The 20,117-nt window shown below is 43.7% G+C and carries 11 protein-coding genes, 1 tRNA gene and 1 CRISPR repeat array; of the genes, 3 read left to right on the top strand and 9 right to left on the bottom strand.

Annotation, left to right across the window (positions count from 1 at the left end):
- Positions 1-152: 152 nt before the first annotated feature.
- Complete coding sequence (locus AM228_RS19375; RefSeq protein WP_054468302.1) at positions 153-2,717, bottom strand: CHAT domain-containing protein; 2,565 nt, start codon at positions 2,715-2,717, stop codon at positions 153-155.
- Positions 2,718-2,931: 214 nt separating this feature from the next.
- On the bottom strand, positions 2,932-5,934 hold the full coding sequence (locus AM228_RS19370) for an S-layer family protein (RefSeq protein ID WP_054468300.1): 3,003 nt from the start codon (positions 5,932-5,934) through the stop codon (positions 2,932-2,934).
- Between the two features lie 543 nt (positions 5,935-6,477).
- Between AM228_RS19370 and AM228_RS19365 the strand changes: the two genes are divergently transcribed.
- On the top strand, positions 6,478-6,687 hold the full coding sequence (locus tag AM228_RS19365; RefSeq protein ID WP_054468298.1) for a DUF2281 domain-containing protein: 210 nt from the start codon (positions 6,478-6,480) through the stop codon (positions 6,685-6,687).
- A gap of 212 nt (positions 6,688-6,899) precedes the next feature.
- On the opposite strand, the gene AM228_RS19360 is transcribed toward AM228_RS19365, so the two are convergent.
- Positions 6,900-7,073, bottom strand: coding sequence for a hypothetical protein (locus tag AM228_RS19360; protein ID WP_156331908.1), 174 nt, complete (start codon positions 7,071-7,073; stop codon positions 6,900-6,902).
- Positions 7,074-7,089: 16 nt separating this feature from the next.
- Positions 7,090-7,251, bottom strand: coding sequence for a hypothetical protein (locus AM228_RS33075; protein WP_156331907.1), 162 nt, complete (start codon positions 7,249-7,251; stop codon positions 7,090-7,092).
- Positions 7,252-7,657: 406 nt separating this feature from the next.
- Here AM228_RS33075 and arsS point away from each other — a divergent pair, with 406 nt between their 5' ends.
- Together arsS and AM228_RS19350 are read left to right on the top strand one after the other, a co-directional pair.
- Positions 7,658-8,668, top strand: coding sequence for an arsenosugar biosynthesis radical SAM (seleno)protein ArsS (gene arsS, locus AM228_RS19355; RefSeq protein ID WP_054468295.1), 1,011 nt, complete (start codon positions 7,658-7,660; stop codon positions 8,666-8,668).
- 76 nt (positions 8,669-8,744) lie between these two features.
- On the top strand, positions 8,745-9,311 hold the full coding sequence (locus tag AM228_RS19350; protein ID WP_054468293.1) for an adenylate/guanylate cyclase domain-containing protein: 567 nt from the start codon (positions 8,745-8,747) through the stop codon (positions 9,309-9,311).
- A gap of 399 nt (positions 9,312-9,710) precedes the next feature.
- Here the strand turns inward: AM228_RS19350 and AM228_RS36880 are convergent, their stop codons facing one another.
- From AM228_RS36880 to AM228_RS19330, 5 genes are all read right to left on the bottom strand, one after another.
- A complete protein-coding gene (locus tag AM228_RS36880; RefSeq protein WP_354636388.1) occupies positions 9,711-9,821 on the bottom strand; it encodes a DUF2934 domain-containing protein in 111 nt (36 codons plus the stop codon).
- 765 nt (positions 9,822-10,586) lie between these two features.
- Positions 10,587-15,584: a CRISPR direct-repeat array (repeat unit 36 nt; unit sequence GTTTCCATTCAATTAATATCCCCAGCGAGTGGGGAT).
- 544 nt (positions 15,585-16,128) lie between these two features.
- The gene (locus AM228_RS19345; RefSeq protein ID WP_054468290.1) at positions 16,129-17,442 is read right to left on the bottom strand and encodes a CAP domain-containing protein; all 1,314 of its coding nucleotides are present in this window, start codon (positions 17,440-17,442) and stop codon (positions 16,129-16,131) included.
- 492 nt (positions 17,443-17,934) lie between these two features.
- The gene (locus tag AM228_RS19340; RefSeq protein ID WP_054468288.1) at positions 17,935-18,915 is read right to left on the bottom strand and encodes a hypothetical protein; all 981 of its coding nucleotides are present in this window, start codon (positions 18,913-18,915) and stop codon (positions 17,935-17,937) included.
- Positions 18,916-19,054: 139 nt separating this feature from the next.
- A tRNA-Ala gene (locus tag AM228_RS19335) sits at positions 19,055-19,127 on the bottom strand.
- 85 nt (positions 19,128-19,212) lie between these two features.
- Complete coding sequence (locus tag AM228_RS19330) at positions 19,213-19,920, bottom strand: HAD family phosphatase (RefSeq protein ID WP_054468286.1); 708 nt, start codon at positions 19,918-19,920, stop codon at positions 19,213-19,215.
- Between the last annotated feature and the right edge of the window lie 197 nt (positions 19,921-20,117).

Here is a 20,117-nt window from a genome sequence, read left to right as displayed (position 1 = left end):
CGCGAATCACCCCTACAGGCGGTTAAAACCGACTATTTTACCAATTTTAATACCGTTTCCAATTAAAAATGCAACAGTCGGTGCTGACTTTATATATAGGGGATTGGTGCGTTACGCGCCAGCGCTAACACACCCTACCGATACGGCAAAAATTAAAGCCAACTGCCGACTAGGATAAAGCTTGCCCAATAATATGGATGTCGAAAGTTGGAGTATTTTTCATCTTCTAAAAAAGCAAGCTGTGCTTGACGTAAAGCTTCGGCTTTAGTTTCGCCATCTTTGAGTCTTTGGTAGAATTCTTTCATAAATTTTGGCGTAGAAGGATCGTTGACATTCCAGAGACTTGCCACTGTACTTCGGGCTCCCGCTTGTAAGGCAACTCCTGCTAATCCTAAACCGGAACGTTCGTCTCCCTTCGCAGTCTGGCAAGCACTCAAAACCAGTAACTCAATATTATCCAGACTGCTTTGGGTTTTACTCTGAAGTAAAGACTTTAATTCTTTAAGAGTAATCGGTTGGTCATAAGCTTCTATTCTGGTTTGTTCCGGATCGGAACTAAATTTGGCGTGAGTGGCGATGTGAATGATTTGAACGGGCAAATCTGCAACTTGCTTTTGAAATTTATTTCGAGTAAAGTCTTCACCTTCCAGACGCGATCGCGCCACCGTCAATTTTTCAAATTCGTCGAGTTCATCGGTTATATAGTTCAGCGGATCCAAGTTTCTTTCTTGAGCATTTTGCCATTGGTCAGCACCAGCAATTAAAGCCGTTGATTTTTCTAAATTCAACTTTTTGGGTTCTCGCAATTGCGCTCCTAAAATCGTAGAAATTCGATATTTCTGTACTAGATATTGATTATGTTTATCTTGCAGCAGCCCCATCGGAATATTGCTTAATGAGCTATCGACCACGAAAACTAAATCGCCTGTTTTTGGCAAGTGGTTTTCAGCGTGTCCAATGAAGAGTTCGTAAAGTTTTTTCGTATCCGTTGATATCCAGTCATTCGGTTCGTACTGATAGAAATATTTATCTTGTAAAATGTCTTGTAGATTATCAATATTTTTCTTGACATCCGTCCATCGGGTACTGTTGTAATAATATTTATCCGTAGTTTTCAGAATCACTTCGATCGCATTATGCTGTTCTCTTTCTAAAACGATTGTGTAAATAATCGCGTCGGGCAAATCATAGTTATTTTGTGGTTCGATATCTTTGGTAAGATTAATTAGCTCTGATTGGATACAGCCAAAAGCATTTTCAACTTCAGCTTGTTGAAATTGGCCAATCAGTTCAGTGACTCTTTTCAAGTCTTTTTGTTCTGATTTTTGTTCGGGTGTTTCCGCTTGATGTAACAGTGACCAAATTAAATCTTCATAAATCGGCTTAATTTTTTCCTGGAAATAAAACCGCATTTCGGCATTAATCGCCAGTAAATCTCGGCGGACGATTTCTAGGTTTTTCACCGCTGCTTCATAAGCCGCGATCGCCTCCTCAATATTTCCTTTATCTTGGTAAATTTTGCCTAACTGCCATTGCCATTCATACAAAAGATTTGCCGAATCAGGAATCTTGTTAGCAATGACTATGGCTTCTCTGGTTAACTTTTCAGCTTGGGTTAAATCTTCATCTTGCTTTAACCGAACATACCGATCGTAAAATAATTCACCAAGAACACCCAAAGCATAAGATTCAGCCGATGGATTTCCCAGAGTTGTAGCAATTTTTCTGGCTTTTTCCGCATAGGTGAAAGCCATCTCAGATTGACCAAGCTTGCTTAAGTTTAAGGCAAAATTAATCTGGGCATCAACCGCAAATTGGCTGGGAGGTAAATTTGTCAAATTTGATGAGTTATTTAGCCAATCAATTAAATCAGTTATTTCTGATTTGTGAGTGAATGAATCACTTTGCTTAATCTTTGACAACCAATCCTTGAAATCTACTAATAAGCTGAGTTGATTGAGTTGGGATTTTATCTGAAGTAGCGGGTAGGTTTCCCGAACTTGGCGATAGGATGCTAAAGCCAAATCAGCTTGAGCGATCGCATCTTTTCTCGTATTCGCCTTATTATCGGTTCTTTCGTATAAATTGGTAAGTCTGTAGTAATTTGCGCGATGAGTATTGCCTAACTCTAGCTGCACCAGATTTATTTGTTCAGAAATGTTAAGTTTTTGAGATATTTCCAGACTTTTTTCTAATACCTGCTGCGACTCATCCAGTTTACCGATCGCCCGCAGCACCTCCCCCAAATTCCGCAATGCGATCGGTCTGATCTCATTGACTAAAGATGGGTCTATTGCTGATAAATCTAAGGTTTCTTCGCTGGTGACATCACAAATACTATAGAGGCGATCGGCATATAAAGCTTTAACTAAAACTTGGCAAGCTTGCCGAGATTGACCTAACCCTTGTAAAGCCATCCCTTGATTAATTTTACTGCCGATAAATCCCTCTGAATTTTCTGGGTAAGCTGCCTCAGCTTTTTGCCAAATTTCTAGGGCAGCTTGGGCATCACCTCGGTTGAAATAGTCGTGACCTTCTTGAGTTAAACAAGCCGCATAGTTTTCCGCTGCTAACTCACATTGGGCGATCGCAGAACTTGTTGAATTGCCCACAGGATTATCTACCTGAGCGATTAATTTTCCTTGTCCGCCAATAATCACTATAATGAGGCTGAATGCTAATAAAACATATTTCCAAACTGACCAAGGTTTTGTCATGTTGCTATCTCCAACTAAAAAGGAAAACGTAGGGACACGGCATTGCCGTGTCCCTACTAAGTTTACTCGTTCCCTGGTACAACCTGGGAACGAGAAAAAAATCTCTCTTTGTGTCCTCTGTGTCTCTGTGGTTTTGATCCAAGAGAAATACTGCAAAAATTAAACCCAACTTCCGACTAAGATAAAACTTGCCCAATAATATGGATGTCGGAAGTTATTCTCCGCAACGAGGTGTCGGTAAAAAACGATCGGGGGTAGCGGCATCAGTTTGCCCCACCAATATGATTTGACCTTGTTCGTTGAAAATCCAACCTTGGGCTTCCACAATGGCATTATGTGGCATCAGAAACCGGGTTTCTGTCAGTCTTTCTTGACTTTCGGCCAAAATCGCTGAAGAGAAACCTGGTTTCTTGTCAGTTGGCACTGAGGCAGTGGTCGATACCTCAGAAAAATTGGGGTCTACCCAACCACCATTACTACTCAGAGGATCTCTGGGAGTTGCCGGTTGACCACCGCGTCCAATATTAATAAATGAACTTTGCTGTGGGTTGCTAGGAGTACAACGGCGATCGACTAAACTGGTTACATCCACAGGAGTCTGCGGTAATTTTAATAACCCAGAAGTGGGGTCAGTATCAGGGGTATTAATTTCTACCGTGCCACTAAATTGCGGGCCTAGTTCGGAAGTGGCGGTGATATCGCTGGCTGAACTGAGAGTCTCGCGAAATTCCGTGCCAAAAATTCCTTGGGCATTAATAGTGACAAGACCGCCAAACCCCGCCAAGGCATTCGCCGTAACGTCGCTATTTTCCAAAGCGGCTAAGGTATCGGTATTAATAGAAATATTGCCGCCGCTTGCCGAACCTGCATTGGTGGTAATCCTGCTATTCTCGCGCAGTTGGATATCGCTGCTTTGGATGCGAATATCGCCAAAATCCCCTTGGCTGGTTTCCGCAGTGAGGCTGCCATTTTCCAATCGAATCAAAGATGCGTCAATAATCAGGCTGCCAGCGGCACCAACACCCGCTGCGGTCACGGAAAGTGTTCCCGTGTCCCGAACAGTTAACTGTCTCGTTTGTAGGGTTAAGGTTCCCCCAGGGCCGGTAGAGCCTTCGCGAGTATTAGCAAATACTCCGCTGAACTCTCCTTCATTATTGCCAAAAATATCTTTAAATAGTAAAGCCCGTTGAGCAAAACTAGAATCGCGACCGGAAAAGATGATTTCCTCGGTAGCATTGATGGTTAAATTACCGGCTTGTCCGCTGTTGGTCGTTGAGGCCACGACTTGTCCGCCGTTAGTGGCTTCAAATACCCTGGCGTTAATCGTAATGTCACCCCCCGCGCTTGCATTTAGGGTTTGGGAGTTAGCGACGGCTCCACCTGACACGCGGAAAATATCTGTATTGACGGTAATATCTCCACCACGACCGATCGCACTTTCTTCAGTATTAGTAAACAATCCGCTAGATGACAAATCCTCACCCACTCCAGAAAGCATCACAGACTCAGCGGCATCAATCCAAATAGTTCCCGCATTCCCTTGTCCGATAGTTTTGGCAACTATCACGCCGCTATTAACCAGCAAAAGCGACCCAGTTGTAATTCGGATATTGCCACCGTTGCCCACCCCTGTCTCTTTTACAGCGCTGAAAATACCACTGGATTGTTCTCCTCGGATAACCGACTCGAAAGGACCTAACCCATCTAAGACAATGCGATCGCGGACGTTAATCGTGATATCGTTTGCATTACCTTGTCCTGCCGTACTGGTTGTGACGACAGCACCATCCGTGACGAAAAGCGAACCTGCTGTAATATTAATCTTGCCCCCATCACCTACCGTCTCAATTTTTTCCGCTCGGCTATAGACACCACTCAGACTATCTTCGCCACCATAACCACTAAAAGAAACTGTATCCCGGACATTAATATTGACATTTCCGGCATTGCCCCGACCGAAGGTACTAGCTTCCAGCCGAGCTCCATTTGTGGCTGAGAGACTTCCCGCAGTAATATTAACGTCGCCTCCCTGACCTGCCCCTTGAAATTGCACCTCATTGGATGCATTACTGGAGATAAAATCATTATCGAGTCCATCGAAACTGGCTGTATCGCGGACATTAATATTGACATCGCCCACATTCCCCTGTCCACGAGTGCTCGCAGAGATTTGACCGCCATTGGTGACAGATAGCGAGTTGGCGGTAATATTCACATCCCCACTATTGCCGATCGCATCCCACAATACCGCATTAGAAATAAAACTGCCCGTGTTGCTGATAGATACATTTCCCGTAGCGTTAATCTCAATATCTCCAGCCTGACTATCAACAGAACCCAACCCCAATGCAATCCCTGCTTTAACCGTTGAACCCTGCAATAGCTCAAAATTTCCCCCATGAATGGCAATATCACCACCTGTTGCCGCACGCACATTAACTTCAGCACCGTTAGTCAGCAAAATATCTCCTCTCGCGATCGCATCAGGAAAACTCAAGCTGCCATCTTGATTTAACCCCACTGTTCCCGGTTCTCCTAAACTGCCTAACTCAATGCGACCTCCGGGGGCAGTAATGTAGCCGCCATCTAAAGTCACGTTACCCCCCACCAAAGCCAAAGTTTTCCCCGGTTGTACCTGCAAACCAACAGTTTGCTCATTACTATTACTACTAACTCTGGATTGATTTGATATCGCCCCTGGACTTGCCCCAAACTGCAACCCAATAGGCACATTAATCGTTAAAACCGGAGATGCTTCTGGGTCTGTGGCACTAAAAAAACCGCCACCGGCAAAATTAATCCGGTCTGCGGTACTGGCAAAAAACGACCCACCAATATCCAGCCTCGCATTGGGGCCAAACATAATCCCATTGGGGTTCAGCAAAAATAGATTCGCCGTCCCATTTGCCCGAATTAATCCATCAATTTCGGAAGCTGAACCCCCGGTCACACGACTAAAAATATTTTGAATATCCAAAGAATGATTGAAAAAAGCCGTTTCCCCAGTCAAAATCGAAAACTTTTCAAAACTGTGGAATAAATTGCCGCCCGCTTGGGTGCCCCCAGTAATTTCCCAAATTTGCCCGTTAGGTGTCACCAGCGAATTCCCTGGCAGAGTGGAATCTGGAAGGATTTGCGCTGTGGAAGACTGCCAGGGCAAAACCCACCCAGAGAGCATCACAATGAGACCGGGAAATAAATGACGGGGTAATTTCATGGTAGTCCGATCCTCTAGGGATTGTCGATTTAAACTCTCATATTTAAACTATCATATAATCATATAAATTTTCCATAAAAAAAATCGATAGTTTTGCCAATCTTTATCAAGATTTAACATATTAACATTTCAACATGGGCAATCAATCGGGGTAAGTAGGTGGGCAGAAATAAATGCACTACAGACCATAACAGAAGAAAAACTGTCATTCCCGCGAAGGCGGGAATCCAAAGCCTATTGGCGGAGAACGAAAAGTGCAATTAATTATGTTCACCTACTTAAATCGGATTCCTGAATACAGAATCTTTTCTGTTTCCAGGGCTTTAATTCTAAAACGTTCAAGGGATTTTACCCCCGCCGAAGTGGGGGCAAGCTTCGGAATCCGATATGCACGCGGAATCGCCCTTTTTCATTCTTTTTCCTTTCAACTCGCGACACCCACACCGTGCCTTTGTGTGCTATGCTAACAAATAGCTATTTTACGCTTCTTTCTGGTGTTGATGATTTGAAAGTCAAAACTCTCATAAAAAAATTATAGAGAATATGAATTCAGGGATTTATTCAGAAACAAACTTAATCAAGAAAATCCGCAATTTACCTCCCGAAAAAATTACAGAAGTAGAATATTTTGTGGACTTCCTGTTAGAGAAAAATGACAGGATTCTCTTAAATCGTGCGGCGGGGAAACTTTCGGAAACCGCTTTTGCCAAGATTTGGGATAACGATGAGGATGCTGACTATGACCAGTTATAGTTTCGGCGATATTATCTTGGTTCCATTTCCCTTTACAGATCAAACGAGCGTGAAAAAACGTCCATATGAAGTAATCTCCCAAAGAATAAGACCATCAGGCGATGTCCTGTCCTTACAGAACCGAATTTTATCGCCAAAAAACCCGGTTTTCGTGAAAAAACCGGGTTTTTGGTTTTGATGCTGGTAATGCGGAAAAATCCCACCACGAATCATTATTGACACAAGATAGTTTTGGCAAAAGAAAATGGACGTTGAGGCATCGGCATTTCCTTTATGGTGCGGGTTTTTCCGTTACGGAGATGATCTCGATCTAAGATTTCTGCCTCAATGACTTCTAAAGTCAGTGGTTGCCAAGGTTGGGTGATTCGGTGATAGGAAAATTTCATCGCGTTTTTTACCATTTTAGATTATTTGATTGCGATCGCTTATAAAATCGGTGACATCAGATGTACCGCTTGATAGCCCTGTTTGTTGCGCCAGCAATGTCACCTGAGAGTCTTGGCGGTTACGTTGACGTTGACGCTGACGGGCAAGTAAAAATCTGGCTTTGGCTTGGGTAGTCATGGCAATACTCCTAAAAATTGAGGGATTACGCGAATTAATGATTTGTCAGTGATTCTTGTTATAAGATTCAGCCCTTAGAGAAACTTTACCGGAACCTTTTGTATTTACTGATACAAATTTATATTAAATATTATGCGCGATCGCCCCTATCCCTGTGGTTAAAGGCAATCAAAGCTTTCATTAGACTTATGTTAAATTTTCTTAACCAAGGATTTTTTGTTGTTAGTTGTTAGTTGTTTGTTGTTGACTGCTAGTCACTAACTGCTAGTCGCTATCAAGTAATTTTATTAAATAACAAATAACAAATAACTAACAACCAACAACTAACAACTAACAACCAACAACAAACAACAATTTGTTGTACAGTGTCAAAACCGATCAAAAGATCAAAAATCACCCAAAGGATATGATTCAATTAGCCGCTAACCAGGTTTCCAACACCACAATTACCCCGTTTCAGCAAAAGCTAAATGCCCCTTTAAGCAAAAATCAGATTACGGTTTTACAAATTAATCTAGGGAGACGTTGTAATCTGGCTTGTACTCATTGTCATGTAGAAGCAAGTCCGACGCGAACCGAAGAACTTTCCCCGGAAATTTGCCAGCAGATTTTACAGGCGATCGCCCAATTTCCCCAAATTAAAACCGTGGATATCACCGGAGGGGCGCCGGAAATGCTGTATGGATTCAAACCCATTGTCGAAGCCGCTAGAAACCAAGGCAAAGAGGTAATTGTCCGGTCGAATTTGACCATTTATTTTGAACCGGGATATGAAGATATTCCCGAATATTGTGCCAGTCAAAAAGTCAGAATAGTGGCATCTTTGCCTTGTTACCTAGAAGACAATGTAGATAAACTGCGGGGCAAAGGAGTTTATAATGACTCAATCAAAGCCTTGCAGAAATTAAACCAGCTTGGCTATGGCACCGACCCCAATTTAATTCTCGATTTAGTCTATAACCCGGCACTGCCTAAATCGGAAAAGTTTGCTTTAACCCCAGATCAGTATCGACTGAAAAACGCCTATGAATCGTTTTTAAAAAAACATTTTAGCATTCAGTTTAACCAGCTATTAACCATTACCAATCTGCCCATTGGTCGGACTAAGTTTCAGTTACAACATCACCAGCTTTATCAGCCTTATTTGAAGTTTTTAGAGCATAATTACAACCCAGCTACTATTCCTCAATTAATGTGTCGCCATGAGTTATCCATTGACTATTTAGGCAATGTTTATGATTGCGATTTTAACCAAATGGAAGGTTTACCCGCCCGCACAGCAAATGGAGAAGCTTTAACGTTAGCTAAGTTACTAGAAGCCGAAAATTTAGATATAATTTCAACGGTACAAACTGCTAATTATTGTTATGGCTGTACCGCTGGGTCTGGGTCGAGTTGTGGAGGGGCATTAGTGTAAAATTAGATTTAGATTAGGGAATGGTTAGATTGTTTCAGGGTAAAATTTTTGAATTTTTCATAGATGGGTGTCAAATATGAACAACAATCGAATATTTCAACGGGTGAGAGAAGAAGATGAGCAAAAATTGTGGGCAGATTTAGGGCGCAATTGGGCGATTTTGAATCTAGATCCCACCGGATTTACGAGGACAACGGCAAAATATGGAATTGTTTATTATCTCCAGTTGCTGGCCAATTTGCGGGAACTTGCCGATCCAGTGATGAAACAACATGAAGCGATTAAATGGCAGCCGAAAGCGGATAATCTTTATGCTTGTTTTACCCATCCCGATCGCGCTTTAGAAGCAGCGATCGCCATGAATAAAGTAGTAGCTGATGCCCGAATGATGATTGCTGAAGATGAAGCCTTGGGGGTGGCTATTGGCATTGGTTATGGCCTAATGCTGGATGCTGGAGATGAGGGAGTCTATGGCCATGAGGTCAATTTATCTTATAAATTGGGGGAAGATATTGCCAATGGCGGAGATATTTTACTCACAGAAAAAAGTTATGAAAATTTAACTCTTTCCGGTTATCAATTTGAGCGATGCAGTCAGAATGTTTCTCGTTACCTGATTCACTATTATAAATTATTGTATTAAATGCGATTACCGTCCCCAGCAACTATCAGGCAAGACAGCGGTTTTCAGACTGGTAAACCACAAATACCCGTAGGGGCGAAGCATTCCGGTATTAAATCTCTGCTTTTAACCAGAAATATCTGCCGGAATGCTTCGCCCCTACAAGCCTCGATAAAATATACAAAGCATCTGTGGTCTATTCAACAGAAAACCGCTGTAGGGTTTAGGGTGTGGGCTGTCGGATAAGTAGGGAGGCAGAGAGCAGTAGGGGCGAATGCGAGAACGCCCCTACGAGTGACTAAATAACAAATATAGGACTTACGCATTATTTAAGATCCAGGTGTAAAAGTAGGGTTGAGAAAGCGAATCAACCGTAAATATTTAGGGTTTATGCGTAAGTCCTGAAATAACTGAAATAACTTAGTTAAGCCAACTTTCTTCTAATTCTTGACGGGCTTGTTGCCAAATTTCTACATCTTGCCCTTCAGGACAACCCATCCGTTGCCATAAGTGATAAGCGTGAACTTGGATATCCTGTTCCGTGGGTTTTGGTGGAGGCAGAAAATATTCACAAGTTTGATTGGTAAAATTATAAGGAGGACTGCCGAAATAATTTTGCCGCCCATAAAAATGGGGTGGGGTTCACTTACCGGGCTGGTTGAATCGGGCAGATGAGAGAGAGAAATTTATTAATCAGTAATTAAAAAGCGATCGCTTACAGAAGATAGGCGATCGCTTTTACCGTTTTTGTTCAATTGTTCCCTGCAAGTGGAAAACCATTTGCAGCAATGTTTACGATTAAATTTCTGAGGATGGTCATGGCGTTTCCAATCAATTAGTATCCCCAGCGAGTGGGGAGTAAGCCTGTTGCACAAGTTTGAGTTTTAAAAGGGTGTCTTTGGAGTTTTCCAAAAGTTGAAGATTTAGAGCTTTTGTCGCTACGGAAGTCTCTGATTTTTTTTAGTTCTTATTTGCGGAGTCGAGGGGAGTCGAAGCCTTTTCGATTTCCGCATTAATATAAGACTTCGACTAATTTTGTCTTAACTGACAAATGATTTTGCCGTAACTTTTCGGCTTTCGGCTGGGGAATGCCTTTGCCTTTACTGCTAGAGCGTCAGGCTGGGGGTTTATGCGGTAGAGGTGCCCCCAACCATATATTACACGAAATCCACTCTTTTTATAGAGTCTCCATGGGGTGTAAACTCCCAGTTTGTTTGCCTCACCATAATTATATATTACGCGAAATCTACTCTTTTGTCAACATTAATATAAAACTCCCACTAATTTTGTCTTAGCGTTTCCATTCAATTAATATCCCCAGCGAGTGGGGATGATTGCTGCCACTGCCAACCTTAAGCTTTACGTTTAGTTCTAGTTTCCATTCAATTAATATCCCCAGCGAGTGGGGATGCGGCGGAAAGTCCAGTGGACTTGAAAAATGTTGCGTTTCCATTCAATTAATATCCCCAGCGAGTGGGGATATGACAGAAAATGAACAACAACTTTGACAATGGTTTTGGTTTCCATTCAATTAATATCCCCAGCGAGTGGGGATTATCGGTTCACTGACAAACTGGTTAAAACTGGTTGACAGGTTTCCATTCAATTAATATCCCCAGCGAGTGGGGATATCGTTACTATTCAATCTACAATACCCACTTCTCGCTCTAACTCGTTTCCATTCAATTAATATCCCCAGCGAGTGGGGATACAGTGTGGTGGACCAATGGCGTAACAAAGCTGCCTCGTTTCCATTCAATTAATATCCCCAGCGAGTGGGGATTCGGTAGTATCTTGTAGTGAAAATCGACTGGTGACGTTTCCATTCAATTAATATCCCCAGCGAGTGGGGATCCAGCCAAGAAAGATACGAGCGCGAATACAGTTATCCTAAGTTTCCATTCAATTAATATCCCCAGCGAGTGGGGATTGTTCTCTCTTGCAGAGAACACCTTAGTGTTAAAGATGGGTTTCCATTCAATTAATATCCCCAGCGAGTGGGGATTTGAGGTTTCACTACCTGAAGAGTCTAGTGGTAAGACTGTTTCCATTCAATTAATATCCCCAGCGAGTGGGGATTGCCTTTGCGGGATTCGCTGTTGTTCTCCTAAAAGAAAAACAGTTTCCATTCAATTAATATCCCCAGCGAGTGGGGATGAACCAACTGGCACCACGCTGAAAGCGTTGGCTAAGTTCAAGTTTCCATTCAATTAATATCCCCAGCGAGTGGGGATAACCATGATTAACTATTATGTGCTAGATAAAATCGAATGTTTCCATTCAATTAATATCCCCAGCGAGTGGGGATATTCTTAAGTTCGCAACCAAGTATAGTTATAAATTCAGGGTTTCCATTCAATTAATATCCCCAGCGAGTGGGGATCCAGCAAAAATATCGCCTTACTGCGATTGACGTAGAAAAGTTTCCATTCAATTAATATCCCCAGCGAGTGGGGATTCCACACGGTCTTTTGCGCGATCGCTATGAATCTTGTTTCCATTCAATTAATATCCCCAGCGAGTGGGGATTATTAGGCCAGTCCCGGCTGTACATGAGACTTCGGGAAGTTTCCATTCAATTAATATCCCCAGCGAGTGGGGATCGGGGAAATCGGCGTTCATCCATTACCCAAAGGCAGTGGGGTTTCCATTCAATTAATATCCCCAGCGAGTGGGGATACAAAATCCGTTTGTCATTCAATCATGGAAAGGCAGTTTCCATTCAATTAATATCCCCAGCGAGTGGGGATCTCCTATATACCTGGGAGGAATGGGCCATCCCCGTTGTGGAAGTTTCCATTCAATTAATATCCCCAGCGAGTGGGGATAGGAATGCGTAATACCAACAGTAGTATTTCATGTTTTCTTTGTTTCCATTCAATTAATATCCCCAGCGAGTGGGGATCTGTCACCCCGGGCCGACGTACTTGGTCGGGTTCTAATCAGTTTCCATTCAATTAATATCCCCAGCGAGTGGGGATACCTGAAGCGACCACGCCATTGTTGTAAAGGCGATGTTTCCATTCAATTAATATCCCCAGCGAGTGGGGATACAAAGTGTATACTTACACAGGAGGAATGTTTGGTGCATCGTTTCCATTCAATTAATATCCCCAGCGAGTGGGGATGATCGCCCCCAAACGCTTCCTTGCCCCAGAATATCGAGTTTCCATTCAATTAATATCCCCAGCGAGTGGGGATAAGAACAACGACCCAAACCTATCCTTAAAGTTCGATAGGTGTTTCCATTCAATTAATATCCCCAGCGAGTGGGGATATGACTGTTAACTACTTAGTATCAGCTCCTACTTCTTTCCATGGTTTCCATTCAATTAATATCCCCAGCGAGTGGGGATCCCCTTGTTGGTATCAAGAAGAGAAAATAGAAGGGGTTATAGTTTCCATTCAATTAATATCCCCAGCGAGTGGGGATTTCTCCTCACAGGACTTGAGAGCTCATCAAAGGGGTCAGTTTCCATTCAATTAATATCCCCAGCGAGTGGGGATTTCGGATGACTCTACTAGCTCAAACCGTGGAGGAATTAGTTTCCATTCAATTAATATCCCCAGCGAGTGGGGATTTTAGAAGTCCTTGCTACTTACCTAGCAAGTCATCCTGATGATTCCTATGAGTTTCCATTCAATTAATATCCCCAGCGAGTGGGGATGGATTGCCGAAGGCAGATAGAACCTATTCAAATTAAGTTTCCATTCAATTAATATCCCCAGCGAGTGGGGATATTATAGCGCACTTCGGGTATCGGGGTGGACAGCAGAGTTTCCATTCAATTAATATCCCCAGCGAGTGGGGATTTGATAGCGTACTGCCACAGCAGTATGGAAAAGGAGCAATCACAGAAGTAATGTTTCCATTCAATTAATATCCCCAGCGAGTGGGGATAAAAGTCCACTATATAGATAGACTTATATTTTTGCCAATCGAGTTTCCATTCAATTAATATCCCCAGCGAGTGGGGATTCTACTACTTTACATTGACTTAAATACAAATTATGTGTTTCCATTCAATTAATATCCCCAGCGAGTGGGGATTATCCTTCCTGAATGGAGTCAGAATGCTGACGTATTCGAAGTGTTTCCATTCAATTAATATCCCCAGCGAGTGGGGATGGCTTTCCTTTCCACTTTCACGGGTTCTTACCTGAAGTGGTTTCCATTCAATTAATATCCCCAGCGAGTGGGGATTCTATTGCTTAAACAGGCATCGTAGCTACATTAGCTACGATTATGTTTCCATTCAATTAATATCCCCAGCGAGTGGGGATAGGAGCGATCTACTTCAAGCCAGCCTAATTTGTAACCAATCGGTTTCCATTCAATTAATATCCCCAGCGAGTGGGGATAATTAAAAGCCATTTATTATCTCGCCGTATTTTTGACCGTTTCCATTCAATTAATATCCCCAGCGAGTGGGGATTGTACTTCACTCCGCTTGGTACGGCACTGATCAAAAAAGTGTTTCCATTCAATTAATATCCCCAGCGAGTGGGGATCGCGAATCCGACCAGACCTTCTCCAGCTTTGCGAACTAATTTAGTTTCCATTCAATTAATATCCCCAGCGAGTGGGGATCTTGTTGTAGCCGACACAGGTAATTACGTGGCCAGCAGTAGGTTTCCATTCAATTAATATCCCCAGCGAGTGGGGATAGGAGTGCGGACTGCTTCAATTAGTACCACTCTATCTGTTTCCATTCAATTAATATCCCCAGCGAGTGGGGATTAAATTCCGCGATCGCTTCTGTGTCCACATTCATATCCGCTTATAAGTTTCCATTCAATTAATATCCCCAGCGAGTGGGGATAAGAAGCAAAAGCATTAGAGGCGAAAATAGACGAAGGTTTCCATTCAATTAATATCCCCAGCGAGTGGGGATGGACTTAGAGAGCAATGGTTATCAAGTAATTAATTAAGTTTCCATTCAATTAATATCCCCAGCGAGTGGGGATATCGTAGGCATTTTCACGTTGAACTGAGCCTGAAGTGTTTCCATTCAATTAATATCCCCAGCGAGTGGGGATTGTGGAAAAATGCTTTGCTTAAAGGATTCGATGAACTGGAAGGTTTCCATTCAATTAATATCCCCAGCGAGTGGGGATTTCCAGATGGTACTTCCATTGAAATCAAAAAAGCAGTTTCCATTCAATTAATATCCCCAGCGAGTGGGGATATCAAAGTCAGGAGCTAGGGATGACCCTAGCAGACGTTTCCATTCAATTAATATCCCCAGCGAGTGGGGATTGTTATCTTTTTTCCAATCTAGACAGGCCATGTAATGTTTCCATTCAATTAATATCCCCAGCGAGTGGGGATCTCCTACTTTAATTGCACAGATAGAGGAATGTGGAGTTTCCATTCAATTAATATCCCCAGCGAGTGGGGATAACAAAAAGGCATTGCTTTTGCAATGCCTTTTTGTTTGTTTCCATTCAATTAATATCCCCAGCGAGTGGGGATTGTAACAGAAGCTAGTATAGTCGTAACGGAGACCATACGTTTCCATTCAATTAATATCCCCAGCGAGTGGGGATGTTCAGTCTCGTCTAGTCTTTCAAGTCAGCCGGTTAAAAAGTACTGTTTCCATTCAATTAATATCCCCAGCGAGTGGGGATACTCTTAAGCCCGGTATGCGTGTACCCTACAACTTGTTTCCATTCAATTAATATCCCCAGCGAGTGGGGATTCTATAACGTACTTAGGAGAAAGACCAATGTCTAACTTAAGTTTCCATTCAATTAATATCCCCAGCGAGTGGGGATTCTACTCCTAAGCCCTTTGCTGGTATGGCTAATGACGAGTTTCCATTCAATTAATATCCCCAGCGAGTGGGGATAGAGGATTTTGCAAGGCGTAACTTTTCGCTTTGGTCTTGTTTCCATTCAATTAATATCCCCAGCGAGTGGGGATAGCATTTATACACTTAGAAGAAAATAAGCCAGTAGATATGTTTCCATTCAATTAATATCCCCAGCGAGTGGGGATTTGACTACAAAACCCAGTTGTTAATCAAAACTTCGACGTTTCCATTCAATTAATATCCCCAGCGAGTGGGGATCATCTGGGCGGAACCCTCTATTTAGCATTTTATATTTTGATTTCCATTCAATTAATATCCCCAGCGAGTGGGGATTCGATATCGGAGTAACTTCTTCTGTATTGAGTGGCATTTCCATTCAATTAATATCCCCAGCGAGTGGGGATTCAGGACAAGTTAATTCGCCGCAATTGATGTTGAATTTATTTCCATTCAATTAATATCCCCAGCGAGTGGGGATGCTAAAATTATAACCCTTACCCAGCAAGATGTCTAGAGGCGGTTTGCGAGCCTCAGCAATTTTGTTGCTACAATTTTGCTAAACCTCGAAAAAAAAATCGCTGAAACCCTTACCCAGAGAGGCTGCGAGGTTCCCGACGAATTAGCTAAGTTACAGCGATTTTCCGTGAACCTCGCGGTAGTTACTTATTAGGTAGTTAATAGTTTATTGGTTTGTTTACAAACTTATAACAGCTAACAGAATCATTAATCAGCAGTCTCTAAATTAGACAGTTAGCAATTTACGGAGATTTTACTGAAGCATTTAGGCTGAAAAAAAGAGTGGCCGACTACCCGAAGATAGCCGACCGATTACCCCCTAGTAACTGTTCGGGGAATAATTACTTATTTTACCATATAACGATACGCCCAAAGTTACGCTGTGAAGGGTTGAAACTGGGTTGGGTGGCGATCGCATCGCATCTCAGTCTGGTTGCTGTGCTAAGTACCTTTCTGTGGCTTCTATGGTTGTCCCGGAATTGTCCAGCAGACTCAAGCTATGGCCATTACCCGATACTTATGGCGCGATCGCTACTAAAAGCCGCCAAAACTGACCCTTGCAAATTCCCCGGCGTCACATTTGCCACCACGGTCAAAATATCGCCACCGCTCAACTGAATCACCGTATCACTACCACTGGCGACTAACTGAATGGTTTCCTGATTGCCCACAATTACAATTTCATCCCCAAGGGCAAAATCAGTAATCAGGTCTGCCAAATTAGGATCAGTTTCGCCCACCACCGTATCAGCGCGGATAATAAACTTATCGGCACCAAGACCCCCAGTGAGGGTATCAGTACCAAAATCCCCAATTAACACATCATCCCCATCACCGCCAATTAACAAATCATTTCCCTGACCGCCGCGCACCAAATCATCTCCGGCGCCGCCATATACCGTATCATCACCCCTATTGCCATTGAGAATGTCATTCCCATCATTGCCTTCAAGCCAATCATTATCTTGACCGGCACGCAGGTAATCATCTCCCCCACTACCCTGGATGGTATCGTTCCCTCGGTTGCCGTTGACAATATCCCGATCGCTCGACCCCACAATCAAATCATCCCCATCAAAAGCCCGCACTCCTCCGGGGTTTTGGCGGCTAATTTCCGGGGTTAACTGCACCACATCATTCCCCGCTGAAAAATCTGCAAATACAAAAGACTGATTTGCCGGTTCCGTTATCCCCGCGAAACTCTGGCGGCGAAATTCTGGTATCACCTCTCCCAACATAGGGACGAATGATATTAAGTCTGTGCGACCCTGCTCGTCTTCATCTATTGTTGAACCTTGGTTTCTTACTGGTTCACCAGTGGGGTCTGGTTCCTCCCCGAACCATAAGGCAGCAAACCCCTTATAGATACCAACTCCCAAAGCGTTCCAGGGGCGATCGCTCCAGATACCCTGATTCAGAATCACCGCATTATGAGGCGGGCTATTTTTCCAGACTTCCAAAGCCTGTTCCGCAGACATAAAATCAGCCGTTGTTCTGGCAAAATTCTCATATCCATTTCCCGGATAACCAGTATTTAGTCGCTGCGGCGCCGTCCACATATTCGGCCAGGTGCTAGAATCGCTCCCATCATAAGCGCCATAACTCCAGGAATGGGGATTGCGGGGGTCATCCAACCTCACTATTTGCAGATTTTCCGCCACATCCTGCACATGGCGATTCGCCACCGTAGTCAGAGCATTGGATACAGGGATAGAGGGCAGTCCGTTTTGGTTGCGGTAATCGTTAATTAAGGCATAGAGTTTGGCCTCTTCCTCTTCCAAACCGTCCAAGGGTGATTTTGCATAAATATCAATAGCCATCTGTTAATTACCTTTAGTTCAGTTTCAAAGGAATCTTAAAGTATGGTTTCTCCTGTTAGTAACAACAGGAATAGGGACGTCTCCATTAATTCATATTTAAGGAAAGCTTAAAGATTTACACGATTGTTGATTCATGCTTTGTTTCCACTAACTCACCTTCGAGTGGGAAAATGAAGCTGAAAGAGAGCAACTTGGTACAGGAGTCTATCAGGCGATCGCACTACCATACTAATTCAGTGAAGTTGAGACTGACATACTAGGGACAGCCCTCTATCTTTAAGAATACTATTTTAAGCAACAGAAACTCCCGCTGGTGAATATGGCAAGTTACAACATATCTATCCAATCAAGACAGGCGCCCTTACAGCGATACGGTGAAACTGGGTTGAGTGACGGGCGATCGCATCGTATCTCAGCCCCCCCCGCCCCTCTGCTCCTGAAGCCCCCCTGCTCCTGAAGCCCCCCTGCCCCCCCTGCCCCCCGCTCCCCTGCTCACCCATTCACCAGCACGGGCTGAATCCATCGCCACTCGCGCTGCTGCCGTCCCTTGCCAAAAGCCACTCTACGCCAATGACCTCGCCGCCAATGAGTCCTAGGGGTGGCATGGGTGCCGTGGGCAGATGAGACGCGCTCCGTTTGAGGCTGAAATTGTTGACCGATGATGAGCGGAGTTAGGCGGTCTTTGTTAGCTTTCTGGCCAAAACCTTGACCCTTATAAGAAACCGAAACCTTCCGAGGAGGCGCTAAATCATCAGGTCGAATTTGAAGATAAAGCAGGGTTTGGATAACAATTTTTTCAACCCGATTCAGAAAATCTCGTTCGAGGTCAATATCGCGGTTAGCGTCTGGTTTTCCTTTGTCTCCAACCGTCTGAAAGTTGCCATGAACCAGGTGGTCTCCAGCAAATTCTACAGTGCTGGCATAACGAGTCCCATTCTGAAGCACCGTCAGCCAGCGCAACTTTTCACAGTCAACGGGCACAGAGGCGATAGTATGTAACCCAAACTGCATGATGGGAAACTTATACCCTGGGAGAAAATGCTGGAAACTAACCCAGTTGCAAAATTCACCATCGGGGTTTGGGATGCTTTGGGGCAACATGAGAATGCCAAACGGGACGGATAATTGCAAATCAGCGATCGCCTTGGGAATGTCGGATTGCTCAAACGCAGCAAATAAATCTTTATCGAGCCACCAGACGGGAAACGGATTGTGAGCCAAAGTCCAGGCTGCCATTACCGTCGAACTCCAGGCAAGGTCATTTAAAAAATCCTGCGGCGTCAATAACTCTTGGTCTAAACAAAAGTCTAGGGAAAATAAGTTGAACGCCAGATGTTGAGCTACGGTGGAAAATGACTCGTAACCGGCAACATCTGGATAAGACCGCTTGAGCTTGTCAAACCAAGGGCTTTTCTTAGCCAGTTTGATGCCCTCTGTATGGATATGTTTCTGATTCCGATTATTTTCCCTCAATTTTCCCTCAATTTTCCCTCAATTTTCCCTCAATTTTCCCAAAAAACATCAAGAAATATCCAGAAAATGCTAGAAAGTATCAGGCTGACTTACAACTGGTCAACCGATGAAACACTTACCCAGTCTGGGTTTTAGTTAATGGAGAATAGGGAACTCGAATCCCTGACCTCTGCGGTGCGATCGCAGCGCTCTACCAACTGAGCTAATTCCCCGCGTTTGTTCTCAGACATTGTAGCACAAGTCAGAGCCAAGGGGAAGTGCTCTGAGGAAAAGAGATGAAAAAAAATCACAAATCCCCTATGCTGCCGACTGGCTGTACACTTCCTGCACTCGTTCCAGGTTCAAGTCCCACAGATAGTCTACTGCCCAGTTAGCGTGCCGTTGCAGCATATGTAATGGGTAAGCATGGGCGACTCCGACCACAGGGATTTTGGCCCGTTTCGCCGATTCAATGCCGGGAAACGTATCCTCAATGGCCAAACAATTTTGGGGTTGTAAATTCAAGCCCGGATAGACGCGGTTCAGCCGTTCGATCGCCAGCAAATAGCCATCCGGTTCGGGTTTGCTGACTTTAATATCATCCCCACTGACGATCGCGGAAAAATACTCGGCAATTTTTAAACGGTTTAAGACCAGTTCAACTTCCGATCGCAGGGCGCCACTGACCACCGCCATTTTTAGTCCCAGCCCTCGGATCTGATAGATTAAGTCTTCGAGTCCAGGGTAAACGGGGATTTTGGCCAAGGTTTCTATGTGAGCTTGATAGGCTTGTGCTTTGCGTTGAATAAGTTTGGTGAGTTCCGGTTCTTCGAGAATTCGGCCTCGTCTGGCAAATAATTCAAGGATACAAGCGCGATCGCTGCGCCCCAAACACAACTCCCTAAACTCACCGTCCTTGGGACGCAAGTTTTCTTGAATCAGCAATTCCGCCAGCAACTGCTCATGGATCGGCTCATCATTAATGATGACACCATTGAAATCAAATAAAATTGCTTTCAGACTCATCACTATCTCCTGGTTTCGGTTTAGAGGTGTCCTGTGGACTCAACTCACAGGATTTTTCTCAGCTTTGTAAATCACTGAAAAAAATTAATGATTTTTTTTATATTTTAGCGAATTTTCTGGCGATTTTTGGCTCGGAGGCGCCGGGGACTTGGGAAACCCCCCATCCCCAGAGGGGGATCTTTAGGGATGATTGCATA

Origin of the sequence: Planktothricoides sp. SR001, from assembly GCF_001276715.1 — a bacterium.
GTDB classification, from domain to species: domain Bacteria; phylum Cyanobacteriota; class Cyanobacteriia; order Cyanobacteriales; family Laspinemataceae; genus Planktothricoides; species Planktothricoides raciborskii.
This window is presented reverse-complemented; position numbering and strand designations above follow the sequence as displayed.